Source organism: Acinetobacter sp. ANC_7553 (genome assembly GCF_056779895.1).
The window spans coordinates 1-23,256 of sequence record NZ_JBWYIV010000002.1; the positions used below are offsets into that span (position 1 = coordinate 1).

The window sequence follows — 23,256 nt, forward strand, 5'->3', positions numbered from 1 at the left end:
CCCAATCGCAATGGACCCAGGTCTACGTTTTGCGATCCGTGAAGGTGGTCGTACAGTTGGTGCTGGTGTTGTTGCGAAAGTAACTGCATAAGTATTGATTGTGTGAAAAAACGCCCCATTGGGGCGTTTTTTTATGTAATCTAAAAATTGTTAGACAATAAGAATTGTAAGCTGTCCTTAACTGATAATGATGTGACCTATAAGGCATTTATCATAAAAATAATAAATCACTAAGATGAAGTAATGAAAAGAATCATAAAACTAGATTTGGATAGATCCCGAATAGGAGTCCAGCAATGAATGCTAAAGTAAATATTACAAATCGTGCCGGTGCATCATTTCCAGTACGTCGTATGCAATTTGATTTTGATCACGTACCAGAATATTGGATGAATGGTTCAGCAGGACTAACTCATTTCATGACAGCGTTATCTGCATTATTTCCTGCAGGTGAAAAATTCTTTATCGATTCAGTCCGTGCGGTTCGCCAACATCCAGCCATTAAAGATAATGAAGATCTCCAAAAAGAGATTTCAGCATTTATTGGTCAGGAAGCAATGCATACACATGAGCATGCTGGCTTTAATGCATCAGCACAAAAATTTGGTCATGATGTTGCTGCACTTGAAAAAGCCACAGATACGGTCATTCAAACTTTTCGTAAGTCAGCTAGCACCGTTATGAAACCATTTGGTATTTCACAAGAAATGATCGATCTGATGGGAACGACTGCGCTAGAACATTTTACAGCAACCATTGCCTCAGAATTATTGCGTAACGAACATATTCAAGCATTAATGACTGATGAAACAATGGCGACGATGTGGGCTTGGCATGCCGTTGAAGAAAATGAGCATAAGGCTGTCGCATATGATGTATTTGAAGGTGTGTTCGGTAAAGGAATCAAATCTTATCTTGCTCGAACATCTTCTTTAGTGGCAGCAATGGTTGTGCTATTCATGGTGCAGACTTATTTTGTAGCGCGTTTATTGAAAGACGATAAACAGTTAAATATTGCATCTTTGAAAGATATCTATACCTATGGATATAGTCCATCTAAAGGCATTATTTCTGGTATGGGTAAGGAAATGTTGGCTTATTTTAAACCAGGCTTCCATCCGAATGATTTGGATACCGTGGGTTTATTGGTAACATGGAAAGCAAAACTCGGTTTTTAAGTATTTACTTTTGTGCATTCGGGCAGCGTAAGCTGCCTTTTTTTATTTCATTTATTTTCGAACTTTCTATAATGTACTAACTTAAAAAATGCAATGTAATGATTATGATTCGACCGATGCTGACATCAGATGTTGAGGTGGTATATGAAATTGAAAGTTTGGGGCAGACGCATCCTTGGACAAAAAAACAATTTTCAGAAGCGGTTGATTCATATCAATCCACAGTGATTGAATACCAGAATCGTGTTGTTGGTTTCTGTATTTTACAGCCTGTATTGGATGAAGCAAATTTGCTGTTGATGGCAGTTCATCCGAAAATGCGTGGAAAAGGGTTGGGATATCAATTGCTTGAAGCTTCAATGGCTCAACTCAATAATGATCCCGTACAAATCTTTTTAGAGGTCCGAGAAAGTAATAAGGCTGCGATTGCACTATATGAGAAATCCGGATTTCATCAAATTGATATGCGTAAAAACTATTATCCAACATTAGCTGGTGGAAAAGAGCATGCCATCATTATGGTAAAGGCATGCAGTGATAATTTTGCAGATTTATTCAAGTGACAAAATTCAATACCCTACTTTACGATAAAGTTATTCCATTCAGAGGGAAGTGTCGTCATCAGCATATGACCTAATTGATCGATTTCTTCGTTGCTGAGCATTTTATTAACACGTCGCCATTGACCATCCAGTAATAATTCAAAAGGCGCATATTGGGACTTATAGTTCATTTTGAATGAATGGGGTACCCAATATCCTAAATATACAAACTCTTGATTGTGCTGCTTTACATATTCAATTTGCTTAAGGACTGCAAAAACGCCTAAAGAACGTTTGGATTCATCTGGATCAAAAAATGTATAGACGGCGGATACTCCATCATCTAATACATCGCAGGTTGAGACACAAATGAGTCGATCATCTTTCCAAAGTTCTATAAAGAAACTATTGCTACAACTGTGAATCAAAAACTTCTCGAATTGATCATAGCTAGGGGGGAACATATCTCCATCTGAATGACGCTCATTGATGTAACGTTCATAGAGTTGATAGTGTAAATCAGTAGCATCTTGAGTTTGGGTTATTCTAACTTCTAAGTCTTGATTACGTTTCCAAGCTTTCTTTTGTTGACTGTTCATTTTAAAAGCATCAACAGGTACACGACATGAAAGGCATTGTCGACACAAATGACATTCAGGTCGATAGACAAAATCTCCGCTTCTTCGAAATCCTACACGAGACAATTCTGATAAAGTTACAACGTCGATTTTATGAGCAGGATCTAAAAAGACCATCCGTGCTGATTTCTCGGGAAGATAACTGCAGTCATGCGGTGGTGTAATGTAATACTGCAATTCATTTAATAGGGACTGGGGTTGATAAGAATTCATATTGTCCCTCCTATTTCTCAATCCATGAGTCGTTGATCAAATGCTATTGTTTTACTTGAAAATACACCGTCTTTATACTTTTGCCAATCAATCTGAGGCTGTTTTATCACATCTTGTAACGAATTAAGGTAGTCTTGGCGAGAAATTGTGCAAGCACCTAAGCTCATGAGATGATCATTCACCAATTGACAGTCAACCCAGGGTACCTGGTTTTCAAGGCTAATCAACATGAGGGTATAAAAAGCCATTTTTGAAACATCAGTCTCTCGACTAAACATGGATTCACCAAAAATACCCTGACCTATAGAGACACCATAGAGCCCGCCGACAATCGAATTTTCTCTGCGTACTTCGACACTATATGCATAGCCTGACTCAAATAATGAACAGTAACCCTGAATGATATCTTCAGTAATCCATGTTTCATTGGCATAACTTCGTGGTAATGAGCAAGAACGTATCACATGTTCAAAATCACGGTTAATGGTAATCGTATAATCATGTTTTTTCATGTTACGAATGAGTGATTTACTTGGATGGTATGACGAAGGGTAGATAATGCAGCGAGGTTCTGGACTCCACCAGCAGATCGGCTCACCTTCGGAAAACCAAGGAAATAAACCATGTGTATAAGCTTCAAATAATGTAGAAGGGGAGAGGTCAGCACCTATACAGATTAGTCCTTGACCTTCGGGATCGGATTCAATTGGATTAGGGAAAATAAATTCAGAAGGAGGGAGCATAGGGATTAAGTTCTAAAAATAATAATGAAAAACCGAAGATAAAAATGTTTAAAATGATTATGCCAAGTTGAAAGAATAAAAAAACCACCCGAAGGTGGTTTTTTGGGTTTTTAAATAAATATTAGTTGTCTAAATATTTCTCAGCGTCTAAAGCAGCCATACAACCTGAACCTGCTGATGTAATTGCTTGGCGGTAGATATTGTCTGCAACATCACCTGCAGCAAATACGCCTTCAACAGAAGTCGCAGTTGCATTACCACGTGTACCACTTTGAACTTGGATATAACCATCACGTAGTTCAAGCTGACCTTCAAACATTGCAGTATTAGGTTTGTGACCTATAGCGACGAACAATCCAGTCACTTCAACGTTTTGTGTTGTAGTATCAGTTGTAGATTTCAAGCGAACACTAGTAACGCCATCTTGAGGGTTACCAAGTACTTCTTCAACTTCATGGTTCCAGATGATGCTGATTTTGCCTTCTTTCTCTTTTACAAAAAGATGATCTTGAAGGATTTTTTCAGAACGTAATTTATCGCGACGATGTACAAGTGTTACATGTGAAGCAATGTTTGATAAATAAAGCGCTTCTTCAACCGCAGTGTTACCACCACCGACAACCATGACTTTTTGATTTTTATAGAAGAAACCATCACAAGTTGCACACGCACTCACACCTTGACCCATATAAGCAGCTTCGGATTCTAATCCTAAGTATTGAGCCGTAGCGCCTGTTGCAATGATCAAAGCATCACACGTGTATTCTTCCATATCACCTTTTAAAACGAATGGACGTACATTTAAGTCAACTTCGTTAATGTGATCGTAAACCAATTCAGTACCAAAACGTTCTGCGTGAGCTTGCATACGCTCCATTAAAGCAGGACCTGTTAAGCCTTCAGGATCACCTGGCCAGTTATCAACTTCTGTAGTTGTAGTGAGCTGACCACCCAATTGCATACCAGCGATCAAAGTTGGTTTTAAATTTGCTCGTGCAGCATATACAGCTGCGCTATAACCTGCAGGACCAGAACCTAAAATAATCAATCTTGAGTGACGAGCGCTCATGTATAAGCATCCTTTTAATTTGATATATCGATTTACTGAAAATTATACGTGAAACTTCACCACAGTTGTGTGGAATGAATGTGGATTATATTGATCAACTAAATCGAATTGAGCTATATAGTTAAAAGTGTTAACAAGGAAACCTTAGAAAGCTGCACCTTTTTTTAATGAACAGGTGCATAATAGTAAGTTTTCTATAATGAAGAAATTGTTCCATTTCAACATTAGAACATTAATGAATAATCGTTTACAGGACAGTATATGACTGCGGTGTCGAGTGTATATGCACAGCGCTTAGTTTTAACATTCTTCTTAATATCATTTGGTATTTATCTGTTTTTAGCAACAGTGACTTATACGCCATTTGATCCGGGTTGGATGCATATTTCGAGTGATACTCAACAAGTTTCAAATGCAAGTGGTGTCGCAGGTGCTTGGATTGCAGATCTCTTATTTGGATTTCTGGGCTGGGCAAGTTTACTGATCCCAATTTATTTATTCATTGAAGCGATTCAAGTGTGGTGGCCAAGAAGTTTTTTGAGTCGTCCATTTCGTTTTGCTGCTCAATTTTTCATTCTACTTACCGTCGCGAGTTTGTTTTATTTACTTTGGTCAGTGCCTGCAGATACGCTTGCTAACGCTTCAGGTGGAATCATTGGTTACGAATTGGGTGAGAGTTTAAAACAGCTTTTGACGATTTATGGCGCCGTTTTTTTTCTGATCGTACTCAGCATCGTTCTAATCACACTGGCTTTTGGTATTCAGTGGAACAAGACATGGTCTACTTTGAAGGCGACACCCGCTTATTTGCAAGATTTATTCTATAAAAATGTACCTGAGACTGAATCAGCTTATGATTTGACGACTCAGCCAAAAGCGAAAAAAGAAATTGAACCTCCTGTAAAAGATTCAGCTCCAGTCCCTCATCAAGCTGAGCTCAATGATGTCAGTCATTTAGAAGAAATAGATCAATTACAAGCGCGTCATGAACGTACTGCTGAAAAACTATTTGAAGATATGCGTTTCCAAGTGTCTCAACAAAATCATCGTTTTGATGAAGATGATGAGGCAGAGCTCGAGCGTACCATCGCGAAAGCGCATGAGTTAGAGCGTGAGAGTCAACGTATTGTTCCAACGGGTGAAGTTTGGAAAGCCTTGCATAGCGATGAAGATCATAAAAGAGAAATTGATGAGCTTTTGCGCGCAGCAGAGGAGGATCAGCTTGATCAACGTACTTCAGAAATTAATGATTTAAGTAAAAACGTTCGAGTAGAGCAGCGCTCAACTGTTCAAGATACTGCTTTGGACTGGAATGATGATCAAATCTTTGATGAATTGCTTGAAGTTGTTCCACAAGGACAGCACGCCAAAGATATTCATACTCCTTTTCATCATCAAACAAATCCTTCAGGTCAATCTGCTGATGATCAAAATACAGCATCCCTAATCCAAAATACCTCAGCTATTGGTGCAAGTGCTGTATACGCAAGTCAATCGAGCGCAGCGGCGGAAGCGATCACTAAAGCAGATCTGTTAGCTTCTGAGCTTGATGGTCTTGCATCACTTGCGGATGAAGCAGAAGCTTTGTCTAATCCAGAGGTCAAGCGTCCAAATTTGGTGACGCCAAATATTAAATTTATGACTTCACCTAAGTCAGATACAGTCGCAGAATATGAATCAGAGCAAGGTATTATTGCTCCATCACCACAAAATATGGTTGAGCAAGAGGGATCATTAATTCCTGTTGCTAAAGTGAGTGATGAGGAAAAACAACGTATATCTTCAGATAAGGATGCTTTTAGAGAAGCTTGGCAAGAAACGGTAGGTAAGCCCGAAGTTGAAGAGGATGAGTTTGATTTCGATGCGCCATTAACAGATGCTGCTGGTCGTCCAATGTCTCGTGCAATGCAAGTTGCTGAGCGCCGTAAAGATTTATCACCACTTCCTGGTTTGGATTTACTTGATGAAGTAGACCCAAATAAAAAAGTAAACTTCACTGCAGAGCAATTATCAAGATTATCAGAACTGTTAGAAATTAAATTACAAGAGTTTAATGTCAAAGCGAAAGTGATTGAAGCTCAACCGGGTCCTGTCGTGACCAGATTTGAACTGGATCTTGCGCCTGGTGTGAAAGCCTCGAAAGTAACTAATATTTCTCGTGACTTAGCACGATCAATGTCGATGGCATCAGTACGTGTTGTTGAGGTGATCCCTGGAAAACCTTACATTGGCATTGAAGTTCCGAATAGTACACGTGAGATGGTGCGCCTGATTGAATTGGTACAAATTCCAAAATTTAAAGATCCAGATGGAATCTTATCCATGGCCATGGGTAAAGATATTTCTGGCAACCCAGTCATTACTGAGTTGGGCAAGGCACCACATATGTTGGTTGCCGGTACCACAGGTTCAGGTAAATCTGTTGCTGTAAACTCGATGATTCTATCGATGCTTTTAAAATATACGCCAGATCAATTGCGTCTTATTTTGATTGATCCTAAACAACTTGAATTGGCGAACTATAACGATATTCCGCATTTACTCACGCCTGTTGTGACTGACATGAAAGATGCAGTCAGTGCTTTAAATTGGTGTGTGAATGAGATGGAGCGTCGTTATAAGCTGATGTCGTTCTTAAAAATACGTAAATTGAGTGACTATAACCGTAAAGTTGAAGAAGCAATTGCCAATGGTGAAGATCTATTTGATCCAACTTGGAAAGCCAGTGAGTCAGTTGCTGGAGAACGTGCACCTAGACTTACACCATTGCCTTCGATTGTGATTGTTGCAGATGAATTCGCAGATATGATCATGCAGGTGGGTAAGAAAGCGGAAGAAATGATCACTCGTTTAGCTCAAAAATCACGTGCTGCTGGCATTCATTTATTACTTGCGACACAGCGTCCATCCGTCGATGTAATCACGGGCTTAATTAAGGCGAATATACCGACGCGTGTTGCGCTACGTGTAAACTCTAAAATTGACTCGCGTACGATTTTGGATGCGGGTGGTGCAGAAGATTTGCTTGGACATGGTGATATGCTGTTCTTAGGACCAGGTAAAATTGAGCCTGAGCGTGTGCATGGTGCATTTATTGCCGATGACGAAGTGAACCGTATTTGTGATGCCTGGCGTGAGCGTGGTGCACCAAACTATGTGGATGAAATTCTCACCCCATTTGATGAAGAGCCAGCATCACGTGGCTTTGAGGATGGTGATGGTGCTTCTGACCGTGACGCACTTTATGATCAATGTGTTGCTTTTGTTTTAGAAACCCGCAAAGCATCCACTTCATCTTTACAGCGTAAGTTTAGTCTGGGTTATAATCGTGCCGCACGTATTATTGACCAAATGGAAGAAAACGGTATCGTGAGTGCAATGGGCGCAAATGGTAAACGTGAAATTTTAGTTTAACGAAGACTGACTCAGAAAAAGCAACCATAGGTTGCTTTTTTTTTATTTAACTCAAAAAAGTGTTGTTTTTGGGGGTAGTCCATTGGCTGGCAAATGTGATCAGTTCACTCACAGAGTGAACATTCAAGCTTTGATAAACTGACTTGACACAATCTTTAAATACCGCAGGGCTAATGGATAATTTTTGTAAAATTTCACTTTTATTCATGCCTGTAATTAACGAAAAAGCCACTTGGCATTCTCGGGGGGATAGATCAAGTGCTTCTAGTTTTTTTAAAATAATGAGGGAGCGTGGTAATGAGCGCTTTAAGTATAAGGCGATATTTGTATCGGTTGTATTTTGACTACTTAACCATTCAGCGCGAAGGGTTAATATTCCATTAGGAATGGTCAAACTAAGCTTGGGGATTTGTTGCCCATATTTAAGCTCATTGATGACTTGATAGCATGATTTTGGCAACGCTTTATATGGTTCCCAAAATTCATAATGTATCGGGAAGAGATTCAGTAAATCCTTTGCAGCATCAGTCATCATGACTAAATCATTTTGAGAATTCACGATTAACAACGCTTGATCTGATTCAATTACATCGTTGCCATCCTCCATTTGATTGTTAAGCGCATATTCGATATAGACACCAGCTTGTTCTAATAAACGATGATCTTGTAATTGGAAGGGTTGTGACATACGCCTATAGAGGGTAATACCTCCTGCAGGAATATGATTGCGTTCTAATCTTAAATCTAGTGTATGGTGAAGACCGCTTTGGCGCACAATCATCTGGTAGGTTAAGCTATGAAAATACGGATCATCTGGGCGTAAAAGATTTCCGACTTTGGGTAACATAGGGCAGTTGAGCCAGCGGATATGGCTTTCGGTTTTTAAGTTTAAGAATAATTCAGTATTTTCTTGGACATACCTCATCGACTGAGGGTTAAGATTTTTGTAATACAGTATATAAGGTTCACCATTTGGATAGGTCAGTGCCATACCGTAGGCATCATGTGGAATCAAAAAATTCAAATAGTCAAAAATACTGGGCGCAATGGTAAGGAGCGGAAGTTGAGTACAGCAAAGATTTCTCAGGCGATGGAGGGTGCCGAGCCTTGTTCGATCACTTTTACGAAAACTTATTGAATTCATCTTCGATTGAACTGTTTTGATTATAACAAATTCAAATTATAGATTTTTTTAAAAAAATTGAGATAAAAAAGTAAATATTAATCATTTTTTCACAAAAATATTTTTTTCATCCCCCTTAAAGGGGGGCTTCTAGATTATCAGCTTTATGGTTTGATTTTCCTCATTATAAAAGGTCTTTCTTGCAAACTATGGAAAACCTGCAAGTGACATGACCATGTCAAAAACTAAGGGGAATTACATGAACCATATATACCGAGTTATCCGTAATCGTAATGGAAAATTAGTCGTAACAGGGGAACTTGGACGTACACGTTTTGCACAATCTTTAAAAAATATTGGAATGACGACAGGTTATCTGATTTTAATTGGGGCATTAACCGCAATGACGAGTCAGGTGCAAGCTGATGAATGTGAGGGTTCAACAGGCACAGCGACGAATTCAGACACTACATCTTTCATCTGTGGTGAAAATAACTCAGTGGTTGCACCGAGCAGTGTGGTTATGGGACAAAGCAATAACGTCAATATTGGGATGAATCATACTGTTTTTGGTTTGAATAATACGGTGACACCAAACGCTGTAACGACAACGCAAAATAATGTGGTCATTGGAAATCAAAACACAACGCATCATACAAGTAATATTGCCATTGGTAATAATCAAGTGGTTAAGGGGGAAGGGAGTATTGCGATCGGTAGTTCAAATACTGCTGAAGGGGGTATCTCTATAGGTATTTCAAATTTAAACTCGTCTGTAAAATCTGTTGTTGTTGGTATGAATAATACTCATGATGTCGCAAGTAATGGCTCGATGATTTTTGGTAGATTTAATGAGGTTGATGCGACGAATTCTTATGTAATTGCCTCCGACAGTAATGTGGATGGTAGCAAAAATGTGGCTGTCGGTGGTTCAATTATTATTCGATCAAGACCAAATGATGATCGACCAGTAATAGAGTCAGTCGCGATAGGTGAGCTGAGTCAGGTTTATGCGAGCAACTCTGTTGCTTTAGGTAGTGCATCGGTTGCAGATCGAGAGAATGTTATTTCAGTCGGTAGTGATCAATTAAAACGCCGAATCATGAACTTAGCGAAAGGTTTAGATACTCATGATGCTATTAATGTTGATCAATTGACACAAGCTTTACAAAGAATAGTAGGTAGTGAAGTGACTATGTTTCAGGGGAGTGTGATGCCCCTTTCATTTGAAATGCAAGGCAATACATACCAAAACATAAATCAAACTATTGGAGGGATTGATATTGAATTTACAGCGTTAAAAGACCGAGTGTCTGCACTCGAAAATAATGGTGTTGGTGGTGAAACAGGTACAGGTACCACTGGACCAGCTGGAGCAAGTGCGTACGAGGTTGCTGTGAGTAATGGATTTGAGGGCTCTGAAACAGATTGGCTTACATCATTAAAAGGTGAAAAAGGCGATAAGGGAGATAAAGGGGATCAAGGTATACCAGGTACAAGCGGTGGACCTGGTGGCGGTGTAGGACCACAAGGTGATAGTGCTTACCAAGTGGCGGTGAATAATGGATTTGTAGGAACAGAGCAAGATTGGCTGACGTCACTCAAAGGAGATAAAGGTGACCAAGGTCCTCAAGGATTGAAAGGTGATAAGGGAGATCAAGGTGATCAAGGTGATCAAGGACTTCAAGGCTTAAAGGGCGATAAAGGTGATCAAGGACTTCAAGGCTTAAAAGGTGACAAAGGTGATCAAGGATTTAGTGCTTTTGAGATTGCTGTACAAAATGGCTTTAATGGCACCGAACAACAGTGGCTAACGTCTTTGGCTAGTGGTGGAACTGTCGCAATATCTGTTGGAACAAATCCTAGTGAAAATGCAATATTACCAAATGCAACAGGTGAAGATGCTCTTGCAATCGGAAGTTCATCAGTAGCATCGGGTCGTGAGAGTATTGTAATTGGGGCTGAATCACAAGTCGCTGGTGAACATGCAACAGCTTTAGGAAATCACAATACGGTTACGGGTGAAAATACGCATTCAGTTGGTAATTTCAACAATATTTCAGGAAATAGTACTGTAGTTCTTGGGAATAATATAACGTCTGACGCAAATAATGCTGTTCTTTTAGGAAATGCTTCGTCTACCGATCGGGACAATACGGTTTCAGTGGGTTCCTCTACGCAACAACGCCAAATTGTTAATGTGGCAGCAGGTACAGCGGATACCGACGCAGTCAATGTAAAACAAATGCGTCAAGCAGATCAGCAAGTTTTGAGCGATGCACAGGAATATACGAATATCCGAACCAATGAAATATTGAATCAGGCCAATGAGTATACTAGTCGACGTGTAAATGCTTTAGAACAGAGTTTTGCCGATGAACGACGTGACACTCGAGCAGCTATTGCAGCATCTTTGGCTGTCGCTTCATTACCCCAGCCAACTTATGCTGGTGCAAGTATGTTCAGTGCAGCTGCTGGTACATGGGATGGTGAGCAAGGTATTGCCATTGGATTTAGTGGGGTTTCTGAAACGAATCGCTTTGTCTATAAAGCATCTGGAACCGCAAGTTCACAAGGTGATGTTGGTGGTGCTATTGCATTGGGTTGGCAATGGAAATAATCTAAGTTTCACCCAAACGTAAAAGTAACCTTAATACGAAACTATTTTTTAACAGGTATAAGATAGATTTAAATCAAAAAAGCCTGCTCAAGCAGGCTTTTTTATCTGTTTTTTAGGCAAATTTTGCTAAAACAGCAAGGAATTCTGCACTTTGGCGTGGGAATTCTGCGATCACATCATGAATACGTTTGCCTTCAGGATTTTGAGCGTTAAGATCACGACCATCTGCTATAAATTTAGTGAGTAAACGCTCATAGTCATTAGCACGCATATGTTTAAAAGCATGATAGAGAACATGAAAATCAGCGTTTACACCTTCAGGAGGTAACTGATTTAAATAGGCAAAAACACGCTCGTCTGACCATTCTTCATTGAACGTGGCTGGCTGTGATAATGCCATCACAATCTCCTTGGTATTTTTAATCAATAAAAAAGGGCAAAATATGAGACTAGATGAGCAAAGCACTGCTTTGTCTAGTCGCAAGACTTGAAGCTCTGCTTCAAGTGGGCGGAATATAGCTAATAGCCTATTTCTGCCACTCTCATATTTTGCCCTGATTCAATTTGCTTGACTAATCAAAAATCAGATTAACGTTCTTCAGGCAAATTGATATTCATTTCTAGCATTTCGATATTTGCTTCTGAGCGAACCGACATTTGTATATGCTGTTCATCTACACCACGCACATAACGATTCACAACTTGCATGATTTCTTTTTTCATTAAATCAATTTTATCTTGGCTTAAACGCTTACCTAGACCATTTTCAGATGCCACGATAACTTTTAAGCGATCTTTAGCTGTTTGTGCACTTGATGGTTTGTCATCACTACTAAAAAGTTTACTCCAGAATCCTGCCATCTTTATGCTCCAAATAAACGTGCTAACCAGCCTTTCGGCTTCACAGAGATGTGACGATATGGACGTTCTTCACCAAGGAAGCGTGCAACAAGATCGTCATAAGCTTGTCCAGCTGCTTCTTCAGTATAAAGAATAACAGGCTTACCTTCATTCGAAGCTTGTAACACGCTTTTACATTCAGGAATTACACCGAGCGTTGGCACGCGAAGGATATCTTTAGAAATATCATCGACTGTTAACATTTCTTGCTTGTCAGCACGTTCAGGGTTGAAGCGTGTGATACAAAGATGCTTACGAATACGACCTTCGTTATTTTCTACTTTCTTCGTTTTACTGTCCAACATACCAATAATACGATCGGAATCTCGGACAGATGAAATTTCAGGGTTCGTTACAATGATTGCTTCATCAGCATGGTACATTGCTAAAATCGCACCACGTTCAATACCTGCAGGAGAGTCACAAATGATGTAGTCGAACTCTTGAGAAAGTTCGTCCATAACACGTGCAACACCTTCATCGGTCAACGCATCTTTATCACGGGTTTGTGATGCAGGTAAAATATATAGATTTTCGATTTCTTTATCGCGAATAAGTGCTTGTTGTAATCTCGCTTCGTTATTTAATACATTCACAAAATCATAAACAACACGACGCTCACAACCCATGATAAGGTCGAGGTTACGTAAACCTACGTCAAAATCGATTACAACAGTTTTGTGGCCACGAAGGGCTAAACCTGTTGCAAAAGATGCACTGGTAGTTGTTTTACCTACGCCACCTTTACCTGATGTTACGACAACAATTTTCGCCACCGAATCCACTCCTGTTATGTTTATCCCCAATACTATAGGGGTTCTCATGTTTAGTTATACATTAAAATTCGAGTGCTTCAAAGACAAGCTCTTGAGCATCATTTAAATAGATATGTACTGACTTTTTTAGCATATGTGGTGGAATATCATCTGCAACACAATATGTTCCTGCGATAGATACTAATTCAGCTTCTAAAACATGACAGAAAATTCGTGCTGCTGTATTGCCACCGGCGCCGGCGATGACTCTACCACGAGCAGAGCCATAAATATGTATATTTCCTGAAGCGATGATTTCAGAGCCACTATTAATTCCAGCAGTTAAAATAATATCGCCGTGATCTTGTACCAGACATTGTCCTGTTCTAAGCACTTCATCGTGATACGAAGTTTTATGTGTGGTTGCAGGAGCTATGTGTGTTGGAGCCTTCTCAGCTTCAGGGGTATTTGCTGGGGCTTCTACCACTTGTTCTTTTGTTGCTTTGATGCGCTGCAAAGGACGATCAGCCGCAAGAACTGGGAATTGGATCGCACGTGCTTCATCACCCATTAAACCATCAACGACAGCCATGGGCTGTAACCCTAAACTGATGACCAATTGAATGAGTCCAATAAGTTCTTGTTCAACGGTTGTGTCTAGAATGACAAGCGCACCTTCATAAGAGGTTTCACTCATCATGGCACTTAATTGTTGGCGGATAACATTATGATCATTGGTGTCAAAGGTAATTCGGGTAAAATTCACCATTCTACCGGTAATCCGAATATCTGCCATATTCATTCCTTGCTTGCTTCGCGCTTTATAATCGAAGTAAAAATTGTTAATTGTGCAAATGCTAGTTCAATTCTCAAGAATTCTCTAGCGGATATATTAAATTAATAGAGAAATGATCATTCCTTGACTTGATTGTTTTTTGATAACTCTATTTGCCATTGTTTTACTGCCACCTGTTTTCTTAAAGACTCAAGACTTTCATAAACGACAGATTCAACGAGTTGTTCTAATGCATGATTATCAATATTGAGCTGGCTAATTTTTTCAGCAATGAGTTGATAATGCGCATTCGGTTTATCAATGGTTCCAGAAATAAAAGGTTCAACTAAACCGTCGGTAATATTTTCACCTAATCGTTGACCAATGTTGTGGATTTGCTGTTCTATACGACCACCCACCAATGGAATCAGCTTTAAGAGCTGTGTTAGCTCTGGTGTGTCTTCAATTGCTTTAATGACAATGTGACCAACGCCTTGCGAGATATTATCTTTTTGAAGTTTTAATTCGGTTGCTAAAGATTCTTGTAAGACTTGCGCTAATGTCGTGGCAAACATGTCTCGATGGTGATTCACCAGATCATGAATGATTTTTTTATGGGTTGAGCTAGTGTCTAACTCTTTTTTTACACTATCAATGACAGTAATCACCACACGATCAGAGAGCTCTTCCATGATCACGTTATAGTAAAAATTAAGACGTCTGAACCATTTATTAGGTATGACTTTATAGCCTAGCTCATGCAGTCTATAGGCAATCACTCCGACGCGAATTAAACGTAAAAAGCGAAGGTAAGGGATAATAGCTAATATTTCATACCAATGAATGAAGGGAAAGAAAAACCAACGCTGATGATGTTTATTGACGATTGCAATCAGCCATCTTACAGCGAGTTCAACAATTAAAAATGTGATAAACCAACTTTCAGTAATGATGACCCATGGGTGAAGCTCGGATTTATAAAACTCCAGAATTTGAGGTAATTGAACCGTGTCAAATACCCATGAGCCAAAATTACTCATTAAAAATGCATTGGCACATAGACAAAACAAATTGACTAAAATAATGAGCATCATAAAGATGTCATAAATCAGGAACATCTTCCAAAATAACGTATCGTGACGCTGTGGACGGAAAGTTTTTCGAGAATTAGTCATGCGTTCTGTCATATGCAATACATTCTGAGGACAGCTTAATTTACAGATTCAGCTTGAAGCTGTTGTTTTAACTGTGTAATTAACTGATCTTTTTCTGTCCAAAGCTCATCAACCCATTTTTGGAAACGAGCGCGATAGTCGGCATCATCCTCATAATTGCCGCTATGAACCCAAGCAGGAATTTCAATTTTTCTTAAATTCACGGCAATTTGAGAAACTTCTCCTAACCAAAAATCTCCATAACCTGGCACACCATCTGGATAGACAATGGTCATATCGACTAGTGCATCAATTTCACTTCCTAGAATATTTAGGGCAAGTGCTAGACCACCCGCTTTAGGCTTGAGTAAATTTTTATACGGAGATTTTTGTTGAGCATGTTTTTCGGGCGTATAGCGCGTACCTTCTAAATAATTTAATAAGGTAAAAGGTTGGCTGAGCAGTTGTTCACACGATTTACGCGCTTCTTCCATATCACGATATTTCAGCGCAGGATTTTTTTCGATTTGCGCTTTGGTATGACGCTTCATCATAGGAAAACCAAGGATCTTGAATGCTTGCCCAACAAAAGGAATAAAAATGAGTTCCCATTTCGTAAAAAAACGTGTGAGCGGCATACGTTTAAGACCAAAATATTGAGTAACAGTTGTATCTACCCAGCTTTGGTGATTACAGGTCATGATGTAACGACCTTGTAGATTGAGATCTAGATCTTCATCAATCGTGATGTGCCATTTAAGCTCAGGGAGAACTTTTTCAATGAGCCAGTTATTCGTACCAATCCAACCATTGGCGATATTGATATTGGTTTCATCGATTTTTGATGATTTTTTTACGAGTTTAGTCAAACCTAATGCAAGAATAGGTGGGCCACGAAAAAATGTACTTCCTGTGATCACAGAACCTACGGTTAAACCCTTAGAAATTTTTTTTAAAATAGGTTGTTTCTGCTTCTCTGCTGCCATTGCACAGTCCTAAAAAGTGATTGCATGTGATTGAAATTTTTAAAACACTATAAATCGAGTCGCTCAAATCACAAAGCCCGTTTTCTTAACTATGTATAAAATATGATGAAGCATTAACGAAAGATGCTACAAAAGATTACATATTGTTAATAAACTGTTTATTATTAACAAAATAGTAATGGTTAAATTGTTTCTAACAAATCATTATTCATCACATACAAAAACATATAAAAGGAGTCATCCCATGCGTGCATTAGCTATTTCAGCTGCAGTGGTTGGGGCAATGGTACTTTCTGGTTGTCAAACAACTGGTAACAATATTGGTGGCGTCGAGTATGACAAAACTGCATTGGGTGCTTTAATTGGTGCAGCAGCTGGTTACGGTGTTTCTAAAGGTAATGCGAACACTAGCCGTCAAAATAACCGTGCAGCAGCGATTGGTGCTGTATTAGGTGGTGCTGCAGGCGTATATCTCGACAATAAAGAGAAAAAATTACGCCAAGCAACTGCTGGTACAGGTATTGATGTAAACCGTAATCCAGATGGCTCTATTAACTTAGTAATGCCAGGTGCTATCACGTTTGATACAAATAAATCAAATATCAAGCCAAACTTCTATGACACTTTAAACCGTGTTGCACAAGTTTTAACTGAAGACAACAAGAGCGGTATCCTTGTAACTGGTTATACTGATAGTTCAGGTAATGATGCGATTAACATCCCATTGTCACAAGCACGTGCTCAATCTGTTGCTAGCTATTTAGCATCTAAGGGTGTTTCTACAGCACGTATTAATGCTCAAGGTTTAGGTTCTTCAAACCCAATTGCTGATAACACAACTGCAGCAGGTAAAGAACAAAACCGTCGTGTAGAGATTGCTGTTTACGCAGTTCAATAATACATGATCTTAAAAAAGCCACCTTCGGGTGGTTTTTTTATGTCTGAAATTTATTCAAATATACCTTCATTAAATTTAACGTTAGTCATATTCGAAGCAGATGACTATAATCGAGCGCTGAAGGAAAAGAGGAAAGAATATGTCATCAGCCAGTCATTTGAACGACAAGCAACTTGAAGCCATGAAATACACTCAAGGACCCTTGTTAGTACTTGCTGGGGCAGGCTCAGGTAAGACCTCTGTAATCACACAGAAAATTGCATATTTAGTCAAAAAATGCGGTATACCAGCACATCGTATTACTGCGATGACTTTTACCAACAAAGCTGCACGAGAGATGAAAGAGCGTGTCGGTAAATTGCTTGGTAAAGAGGATGGAAAGGGTTTATCTGTTTCTACCTTTCACACCTTTGGTTTGAATTTATTAAGACTAGAATTAAAACATACGCCACTTAAAGCAAACTTTTCCATTTTAGATGCTGATGACTGTAAGCGTATTTTAATGGATTTAATGCACCGAGATAATTTGTCTGGTGCAGAAAGTAAAGAGCTGATCGCAAAAGCGATGAAGATGATCTCAGATTGGAAAAACGATCTAATTTTGCCGGAGCAAGCACATACGACTTGTGAAACGGCTGAAGATGTTCAATTTGCGCATCTCTATCAACTTTATGAGCGTAATTTACGTGCCTATAATGCGGTCGATTTTGACGATTTAATCGTAATGCCGACACGCCTTCTTCAAGAAAATGCTGAAGTCCGTGATAAATGGCAAAACCGTGTACGTTATTTGTTGGTTGATGAATATCAAGATACCAATACCGCCCAATATATCTTGGTCAAACTGCTTGTTGGTGTCATGGGACAATTTACGGCTGTAGGGGATGATGACCAATCAATTTATGCTTGGCGGGGGGCAAAGCCAGAAAATATGGCCTTATTGAAGGAAGATTTCCCCAATTTAAAAGTCATTAAGCTTGAGCAAAACTATCGTTCAACCAGTCGTATTTTAAAAGCTGCAAACCATGTGATTGAGAATAACCCACATATTTTTGATAAAAAATTGTGGAGTGATAAAGGTCATGGTGAGGTGATCCGCATTATTACTTGTCGTAATGATGATGATGAAGCGGAACGCGTTGTTAAAGATTTGCTGACTCATAAATTGATGAATGGTAAAAATTGGAAAGATTACGCCGTGTTATACCGTGGAAACTTCCAAGCACGTGTTTTAGAAACACAACTTCGTCAGATGCAGATTCCCTACAAACTTTCTGGTGGTCAGTCGTTCTTTGGTCGTGCTGAAATCAAGGATATTATGAGCTATCTACGTCTCATTATTAACCCTGAAGATGACAGTGCTTTCTTACGCATTATTAACACACCTAAACGTGCCATAGGACCTGTGACTTTAGAAAAACTAGGTTTATTTGCGCAAGAGAATAATCTTTCTTTACTAGGTGCCGCGAATGATCAGCGCCTAAGTATGGTATTACCGAAGAAGGCGACATCTCAATTGGCTGAGTTTGCTGATTTTATCGAAGGTTTTACGCGTGAACTGTTAGATGATGATGAACCTGTGCCTAAAGTCCGCCAAATGATGGTTGAGGCAGGATATATCGACTACATCAAAGAAACGGCAGCGACGCCAGCACAAGAAAAAACTAAAATTGACAATATTGAAGTGCTTTATAGCAGTATTCAAAGTTTGATCAATCGTGCTGAAGATGTCGATGAAAAAAATATCGAAAGTGTCATTCGTAAGATGGTGTTGCTGGATATGTTGGAGCAACAGCAAGAAGATGAAGATATCGATAAAGTAAACTTACTGACTTTGCATGCTTCTAAAGGTCTGGAATTCCCATTTGTTTATATTATGGGGCTTGAGGAAGAGTTGCTTCCGCACAAGAATTCAATTGTGGCTGATACCATCGAAGAAGAACGTCGACTGATGTACGTTGGTATTACCCGTGCCAAACAAGGTCTGACTTTGACGCTTGCAGAACAGCGTAAAAATGGCGGTCAGATGAAACAAATGACACCAAGTCGCTTCTTGGATGAATTGCCACAAGATGAAGTCGATTGGCTAGGTCGAAAAAAGAAATTGGCTGAAAATATCGATCCAAAATTACAGGCACAGCATTATCTGCAAAATCTGAAAGCTTTACTCAAACGTTAATTACATTTTAAAACAGGATTGAATATGAAAGTTCAAGTGAAAGTACTCGACCAACGACTTGGTCAAGAATGGCCATTACCTACTTATGCAACAACAGGATCGGCAGGTTTAGATTTACGTGCATGTGTAGATGAAGCGATCACTATTGAGCCTGGTCAGACTGTTTTAGTTAAAACAGGTATGGCAATTTATATCGAAGACCCAAGTTATGCGGGTTTGATTTTGCCTCGTTCTGGCTTAGGTCATAAACACGGGATTGTATTAGGAAATCTCGTCGGTCTAATTGATTCAGATTATCAAGGTGAATTAATGGTTTCAGTTTGGAACCGCAGTCAAAATGCATTTACATTAGAGCCGGGTGAGCGATTGGCTCAATACGTATTGGTTCCTGTTTTACAAGCTGAATTTGATTTAGTTGACGAATTCAAGGCAAGTGAGCGAGGAGCTGGTGGATTCGGACACACTGGAAAACAATAGTATTTTGGATAAAAGCCTGTAAAATCAGGCTTTTATTTATATGTTGCAAAATATTAACAAAGATTATATAAATTGAAATTGGTACACGTTATATAAAGAATAACGATATTTTTTATTACTCAATATATTCAAAATTTATTTGGATCAACTCTCATCACGCTGTTCTGACTCAGCAGTCAACGGTGTTAATTAAGAATGAATACCCAACCACTTATTTTTCCAAGACAAATTTTCCGCGCTTATGATATTCGCGGAAAAGTCAGTCAATTGGATACAAGAACAATTTATGCGATTGCGCATGGGCTTGCTGCTCAGTATCAATCACGTGGCCAGAAAAGTATTGTGCTAGGTTACGATGCTCGATTGACTGGGCCTACTTTTGCTTGGATTATTGAATCAGTCTTCAAAAACCAAGGGATGAATGTCGAGAACATTGGATGTTGTTCAACCCCACAAATGTATTTTGCTGCTCGACATAAAAATGGCAATGGCATCATGGTGACCGCGAGTCATAACCCTAAACATGATAATGGGATTAAATGGATTATTGAATACGAACCACCTTGTCCAGACATGATTCAAAATGTTGGGGAGTATGCAGAAGGTTTCTATTTTCAACATGATCACTTTCCAACGCCACCTCAACTGACACATCAGATTAAATCAGAGTATTGCTTGGCTTATCAGCATGCTTTGCTCAAGGATATTCAATTAAAGCGTCCACTCAAGGTTGTATTAGATGGTATGCATGGTGCCGCTGGGCGTTGTGCTGATTTAGTACTACAAAAAATGGGATGTGAAGTCATTTCAATACGTTGTCGTGAAAATGGAGAGTTTCCTGATCATCCTCCAGACCCTTCACAAGCGAAGCATTTGACGCAGCTAAAAGAAAAAATTTTGTTGCATCAGGCGGATTTGGGGATTGCTCTTGATGGTGATGGTGATCGTGCCGTCATTTTGGACGAAAATGCTCACATTGTGTCTGCTGATCGCTTGTTAGCATTATTCGCATCATTATGTTTAAGTCAGCATCCTCATCATGAAATTGTTTATGACGTAAAATGTTCAACGATGGTGTCAAAAACCATTGAACAATTACAAGGCATCGCAAAAATGATTCGTACTGGCAGCAGTTTTATGCGCCGTTATATTTCCCAGTCCAAAGGTCGAGCTGTTTTTGGGGGAGAATATGCGGGTCATTATGTTTTTAATGATGGTCGTGGTTTTGGTTACGATGATGGTATTTATGCAGCATTACGGGTCATGGAGGCATTGAGTCAACTCAATATCACGCTATCTGAATATCTCGCCCAATTTCCAGATCGCTTTGGTACTGAAGATACCTACATTGAAACTCAAGATGCAAATCCGCAAGACGTCTTAGCCTTGATAGAGCAGAATTGTAAAAGTACTGGGGCTAAAATGAGTAAAATCGATGGTATTCGCCTTGATTTTGACTACGGATTTGGCATTATGCGAGCATCAAATACTGGTGAATACTTCACGGTACGGTTTGATGCAGATAGTCCATCAAAACTTTATGAAATTCGCCAGCATTTTGTAAAAATTTTAAATGAAAAATATCCTGTGCTTGCTCAAAGTATTTTGAATGCACACTAATGTAGGAATGAAGGAGAGGCGAATGCCACACCAACAAACTGGCATCGACAAAGCTCAAATTTTGACAGAAGCTTTGCCATACATCCAAAGATTTACAGGTAAAACACTTGTAGTGAAATATGGCGGCAATGCAATGACTGATCCTGCATTAGAAAGTTCGTTTGCCCGTGATATCGTGCTTCTGAAAACAGTTGGTCTTAATCCGGTTGTGGTTCATGGTGGTGGTCCTCAAGTCGATTCATTTTTGAAACAACTTGGGCGTGAATCAGACCGTATTGATGGAATGCGTGTAACTGATCCTGCAACTATGGAAGTTGTAGAAATGGTGTTGGGCGGAAGTGTAAATAAGTCTATTGTGAATTTGATCAATCAACATGGTGGTCGTGCAATTGGATTAACGGGTAAAGACGGTAACTTAATTCGTGCTCAAAAGTTGTTGATGGAAAAAAACCAAGAGGATGGATCTGTTCAACAAATTGATCTTGGGTTAGTGGGTGAAGTGGTCGGTGTAAAAACTGACGTTCTGGAAATGTTCACTCAAAGTGATTTTATTCCAGTGATTGCGCCACTCGGTGTTGATGAGGAAGGTAACACTTATAATATCAATGCGGATTTAGTTGCTGGTAAAGTTGCTGAAGCTTTGGGTGCAGAAAAGTTAATTCTTCTTACGAATATCAGTGGTGTATTGGACGAGAATAAAAACCTACTCACAGGATTAACAACACAAGAAGTTGATCGCTTGATCGATACAGGTGTGATCTACGGCGGTATGATTCCGAAAGTGGGATGTGCGCTTGATGCGGTGAAAGGTGGTGTAGTGAGCGCGCATATTGTGGATGGTCGTGTTCCACATGCGACTTTATTGGAAATTTTTACGGATCACGGTGTTGGAACATTGATTACCAATCGTTCTAAGTCGGCGCACTAACTCATAATCACATAATAAAAAGTCACTTCGGTGGCTTTTTGTTTGATAAGAATAATCGTTTTATGTCCCATATATCCGGTATAAAACATATTCAATTGCCATATTCATATTTGCAACATCTATAAGGCTGATGCACAATAAAACTGATAACTAAAGCAAAATGAAAGATTATGTGCCAACTACTTGGAATGAATTGTGCCACCCCTACGGATATTACGTTTTCTTTTCGTGGTTTTTCTCAGCGCGCTGGAATAACGTCAGATCATTCAGACGGTTTTGGCATTGCTTTCTTTGAGGATAAGGCATGCCGCTTATTTGTTGATAACCAATCTGCAGTCGAGTCTCCAATTGCAGAATTCGTTCGTAATTATCCGATTAAATCGCGTAATGTCATTGCGCATATTCGTAAAGCAACACAGGGAAAAATTACTTTAGAAAATTCTCATCCGTTTATTCGTGAATTGTGGGGGAGACAATGGATTTTCGCGCATAATGGTGATCTGCATGATTTTCATCCAAGGTTGTCGGGACAGTTCACACCAGTAGGTAATACAGATAGTGAGCTTGCATTTTGTTATTTATTAGAACATCTCGTACAAAAGTTTGGTTATGTAGAGCCAAGTGTCCAAGATGTATTTCATGCTTTAGAAGAAATTTCGCCAACAATAGCAGAGCATGGGACATTCAATTTTTGTTTATCAAATGGACAGGCTTTGTATAGTTATGCGACCACAAAATTACACTGGATTGTTCGCGAATATCCATTTCAACCTGCACGATTAATTGATATTGATGTTGAAGTCGATTTTAGTCAGGTCACGACACCTGAAGATCGTGTGGCTGTAATTACGACAGAACCATTAACAGATAATGAAGCTTGGTTTGCATATACGCCCGGCGAAATGATTTTATTTCAGGATGGTAAGCCAACACTACGTACCATAACTCACGTTGAGCGATTAGTCAGAGAAGCTCGTGACCCAAGCTTGAAGCGTGTTACTCGCGCGGATCAGTATTAAAAATTTAATGTGAAGTGGCTAAGAT

21 protein-coding genes are annotated in these 23,256 nt (G+C 39.3%); 11 read left to right on the plus strand and 10 right to left on the minus strand.

From position 1 onward, the window contains the following. The 3 genes from AC1M9I_RS01725 to rimI form a co-directional block, all read left to right on the plus strand. A partial coding sequence (locus AC1M9I_RS01725) for an EF-Tu C-terminal domain-related protein (protein WP_019509660.1) occupies nucleotides 1–91 on the plus strand: 91 nt, incomplete at its 5' end. A gap of 205 nt (nucleotides 92–296) precedes the next feature. After that, complete coding sequence (locus AC1M9I_RS01730; protein WP_481594459.1) at nucleotides 297–1,178, plus strand: metal-dependent hydrolase; 882 nt, start codon at nucleotides 297–299, stop codon at nucleotides 1,176–1,178. A gap of 104 nt (nucleotides 1,179–1,282) precedes the next feature. Then, entirely contained in the window at nucleotides 1,283–1,741 is a 459-nt protein-coding gene (gene rimI, locus AC1M9I_RS01735; protein WP_481610654.1) for a ribosomal protein S18-alanine N-acetyltransferase, read from the plus strand. Between the two features lie 14 nt (nucleotides 1,742–1,755). Here rimI and AC1M9I_RS01740 read toward each other — a convergent pair whose 3' ends face one another. The 3 genes from AC1M9I_RS01740 to trxB all read right to left on the minus strand — a co-directional run bounded on the left by AC1M9I_RS01740 (nucleotide 1,756) and on the right by trxB (nucleotide 4,383). Beyond that, nucleotides 1,756–2,571, minus strand: coding sequence for an arginyltransferase (locus AC1M9I_RS01740; protein WP_180028761.1), 816 nt, complete (start codon nucleotides 2,569–2,571; stop codon nucleotides 1,756–1,758). Nucleotides 2,572–2,588: 17 nt separating this feature from the next. Next, nucleotides 2,589–3,320 carry a leucyl/phenylalanyl-tRNA--protein transferase gene (aat, locus tag AC1M9I_RS01745; RefSeq protein ID WP_481594471.1) on the minus strand — a complete coding sequence of 244 codons (732 nt, stop codon included), beginning with the start codon at nucleotides 3,318–3,320 and terminating at the stop codon, nucleotides 2,589–2,591. A 115-nt stretch (nucleotides 3,321–3,435) separates the two neighbouring features. Then, on the minus strand, nucleotides 3,436–4,383 hold the full coding sequence (gene trxB / locus AC1M9I_RS01750; protein WP_481610604.1) for a thioredoxin-disulfide reductase: 948 nt from the start codon (nucleotides 4,381–4,383) through the stop codon (nucleotides 3,436–3,438). A 261-nt stretch (nucleotides 4,384–4,644) separates the two neighbouring features. On the opposite strand from trxB, the gene AC1M9I_RS01755 reads away from it, so the two are divergent. Next, nucleotides 4,645–7,797, plus strand: a complete 3,153-nt coding sequence (locus tag AC1M9I_RS01755; protein WP_481594458.1) for a DNA translocase FtsK 4TM domain-containing protein — start codon at nucleotides 4,645–4,647, stop codon at nucleotides 7,795–7,797. 46 nt (nucleotides 7,798–7,843) lie between these two features. On the opposite strand, the gene AC1M9I_RS01760 is transcribed toward AC1M9I_RS01755, so the two are convergent. Further along, a complete protein-coding gene (locus AC1M9I_RS01760) occupies nucleotides 7,844–8,941 on the minus strand; it encodes a helix-turn-helix transcriptional regulator (protein WP_481594457.1) in 1,098 nt (365 codons plus the stop codon). A 238-nt stretch (nucleotides 8,942–9,179) separates the two neighbouring features. On the opposite strand from AC1M9I_RS01760, the gene AC1M9I_RS01765 reads away from it, so the two are divergent. After that, the gene (locus tag AC1M9I_RS01765; RefSeq protein WP_481610605.1) at nucleotides 9,180–11,540 is read left to right on the plus strand and encodes a YadA-like family protein; all 2,361 of its coding nucleotides are present in this window, start codon (nucleotides 9,180–9,182) and stop codon (nucleotides 11,538–11,540) included. Nucleotides 11,541–11,652: 112 nt separating this feature from the next. Here AC1M9I_RS01765 and AC1M9I_RS01770 read toward each other — a convergent pair whose 3' ends face one another. From AC1M9I_RS01770 to AC1M9I_RS01795, 6 genes are all read right to left on the minus strand, one after another. Then, a complete protein-coding gene (locus AC1M9I_RS01770) occupies nucleotides 11,653–11,940 on the minus strand; it encodes a PA4642 family protein (protein ID WP_035267385.1) in 288 nt (95 codons plus the stop codon). A 188-nt stretch (nucleotides 11,941–12,128) separates the two neighbouring features. Continuing rightward, nucleotides 12,129–12,401: a cell division topological specificity factor MinE gene (minE, locus tag AC1M9I_RS01775; RefSeq protein ID WP_035267388.1), complete on the minus strand. Its 273-nt coding sequence runs from the start codon at nucleotides 12,399–12,401 to the stop codon at nucleotides 12,129–12,131. Nucleotides 12,402–12,403: 2 nt separating this feature from the next. Next, entirely contained in the window at nucleotides 12,404–13,216 is an 813-nt protein-coding gene (minD, locus tag AC1M9I_RS01780) for a septum site-determining protein MinD (RefSeq protein WP_035267390.1), read from the minus strand. A 61-nt stretch (nucleotides 13,217–13,277) separates the two neighbouring features. Then, on the minus strand, nucleotides 13,278–13,991 hold the full coding sequence (gene minC / locus AC1M9I_RS01785; RefSeq protein ID WP_180000266.1) for a septum site-determining protein MinC: 714 nt from the start codon (nucleotides 13,989–13,991) through the stop codon (nucleotides 13,278–13,280). Nucleotides 13,992–14,107: 116 nt separating this feature from the next. Next, on the minus strand, nucleotides 14,108–15,145 hold the full coding sequence (locus AC1M9I_RS01790) for a preprotein translocase subunit SecA (RefSeq protein ID WP_416202018.1): 1,038 nt from the start codon (nucleotides 15,143–15,145) through the stop codon (nucleotides 14,108–14,110). Between the two features lie 35 nt (nucleotides 15,146–15,180). Further along, a complete protein-coding gene (locus tag AC1M9I_RS01795; protein ID WP_035267399.1) occupies nucleotides 15,181–16,110 on the minus strand; it encodes an acyltransferase in 930 nt (309 codons plus the stop codon). Nucleotides 16,111–16,354: 244 nt separating this feature from the next. On the opposite strand from AC1M9I_RS01795, the gene AC1M9I_RS01800 reads away from it, so the two are divergent. The 6 genes from AC1M9I_RS01800 (at nucleotide 16,355) to AC1M9I_RS01825 (ending at nucleotide 23,231) form a co-directional block, all read left to right on the plus strand. After that, nucleotides 16,355–17,008, plus strand: coding sequence for a YiaD family glycine zipper/OmpA-like lipoprotein (locus AC1M9I_RS01800; protein ID WP_092768184.1), 654 nt, complete (start codon nucleotides 16,355–16,357; stop codon nucleotides 17,006–17,008). Nucleotides 17,009–17,147: 139 nt separating this feature from the next. Continuing rightward, nucleotides 17,148–19,187, plus strand: a complete 2,040-nt coding sequence (locus AC1M9I_RS01805; RefSeq protein ID WP_035267404.1) for a UvrD-helicase domain-containing protein — start codon at nucleotides 17,148–17,150, stop codon at nucleotides 19,185–19,187. A gap of 24 nt (nucleotides 19,188–19,211) precedes the next feature. Continuing rightward, nucleotides 19,212–19,664 (plus strand): dUTP diphosphatase, encoded by a 453-nt coding sequence (gene dut / locus AC1M9I_RS01810; protein WP_035267418.1) that lies wholly within the window; start codon nucleotides 19,212–19,214, stop codon nucleotides 19,662–19,664. Nucleotides 19,665–19,859: 195 nt separating this feature from the next. Continuing rightward, a complete protein-coding gene (locus AC1M9I_RS01815; RefSeq protein WP_481610606.1) occupies nucleotides 19,860–21,284 on the plus strand; it encodes a phosphomannomutase/phosphoglucomutase in 1,425 nt (474 codons plus the stop codon). Nucleotides 21,285–21,306: 22 nt separating this feature from the next. After that, complete coding sequence (gene argB / locus AC1M9I_RS01820; RefSeq protein WP_481594454.1) at nucleotides 21,307–22,212, plus strand: acetylglutamate kinase; 906 nt, start codon at nucleotides 21,307–21,309, stop codon at nucleotides 22,210–22,212. Between the two features lie 170 nt (nucleotides 22,213–22,382). Continuing rightward, nucleotides 22,383–23,231: a class II glutamine amidotransferase gene (locus tag AC1M9I_RS01825; protein ID WP_481593835.1), complete on the plus strand. Its 849-nt coding sequence runs from the start codon at nucleotides 22,383–22,385 to the stop codon at nucleotides 23,229–23,231. The last annotated feature ends 25 nt before the right edge of the window (nucleotides 23,232–23,256 follow it).

Bases quoted from the DNA above. Each gene is read 5' to 3' on its own strand.
- AC1M9I_RS01730 (WP_481594459.1), top strand. From the start codon at position 297: ATGAATGCTAAAGTAAATATTACAAATCGTGCCGGTGCATCATTTCCA.
- rimI (WP_481610654.1), top strand. From the start codon at position 1,283: ATGATTCGACCGATGCTGACATCAGATGTTGAGGTGGTATATGAAATT.
- AC1M9I_RS01740 (WP_180028761.1), bottom strand. From the start codon at position 2,571: ATGAATTCTTATCAACCCCAGTCCCTATTAAATGAATTGCAGTATTAC.
- trxB (WP_481610604.1), bottom strand. From the start codon at position 4,383: ATGAGCGCTCGTCACTCAAGATTGATTATTTTAGGTTCTGGTCCTGCA.
- AC1M9I_RS01755 (WP_481594458.1), top strand. From the start codon at position 4,645: ATGACTGCGGTGTCGAGTGTATATGCACAGCGCTTAGTTTTAACATTC.
- AC1M9I_RS01760 (WP_481594457.1), bottom strand. From the start codon at position 8,941: ATGAATTCAATAAGTTTTCGTAAAAGTGATCGAACAAGGCTCGGCACC.
- AC1M9I_RS01765 (WP_481610605.1), top strand. From the start codon at position 9,180: ATGAACCATATATACCGAGTTATCCGTAATCGTAATGGAAAATTAGTC.
- AC1M9I_RS01770 (WP_035267385.1), bottom strand. From the start codon at position 11,940: ATGGCATTATCACAGCCAGCCACGTTCAATGAAGAATGGTCAGACGAG.
- minE (WP_035267388.1), bottom strand. From the start codon at position 12,401: ATGGCAGGATTCTGGAGTAAACTTTTTAGTAGTGATGACAAACCATCA.
- minC (WP_180000266.1), bottom strand. From the start codon at position 13,991: ATGGCAGATATTCGGATTACCGGTAGAATGGTGAATTTTACCCGAATT.
- AC1M9I_RS01790 (WP_416202018.1), bottom strand. From the start codon at position 15,145: ATGACTAATTCTCGAAAAACTTTCCGTCCACAGCGTCACGATACGTTA.
- AC1M9I_RS01795 (WP_035267399.1), bottom strand. From the start codon at position 16,110: ATGGCAGCAGAGAAGCAGAAACAACCTATTTTAAAAAAAATTTCTAAG.
- AC1M9I_RS01800 (WP_092768184.1), top strand. From the start codon at position 16,355: ATGCGTGCATTAGCTATTTCAGCTGCAGTGGTTGGGGCAATGGTACTT.
- AC1M9I_RS01805 (WP_035267404.1), top strand. From the start codon at position 17,148: ATGTCATCAGCCAGTCATTTGAACGACAAGCAACTTGAAGCCATGAAA.
- dut (WP_035267418.1), top strand. From the start codon at position 19,212: ATGAAAGTTCAAGTGAAAGTACTCGACCAACGACTTGGTCAAGAATGG.
- AC1M9I_RS01815 (WP_481610606.1), top strand. From the start codon at position 19,860: ATGAATACCCAACCACTTATTTTTCCAAGACAAATTTTCCGCGCTTAT.
- argB (WP_481594454.1), top strand. From the start codon at position 21,307: ATGCCACACCAACAAACTGGCATCGACAAAGCTCAAATTTTGACAGAA.
- AC1M9I_RS01825 (WP_481593835.1), top strand. From the start codon at position 22,383: ATGTGCCAACTACTTGGAATGAATTGTGCCACCCCTACGGATATTACG.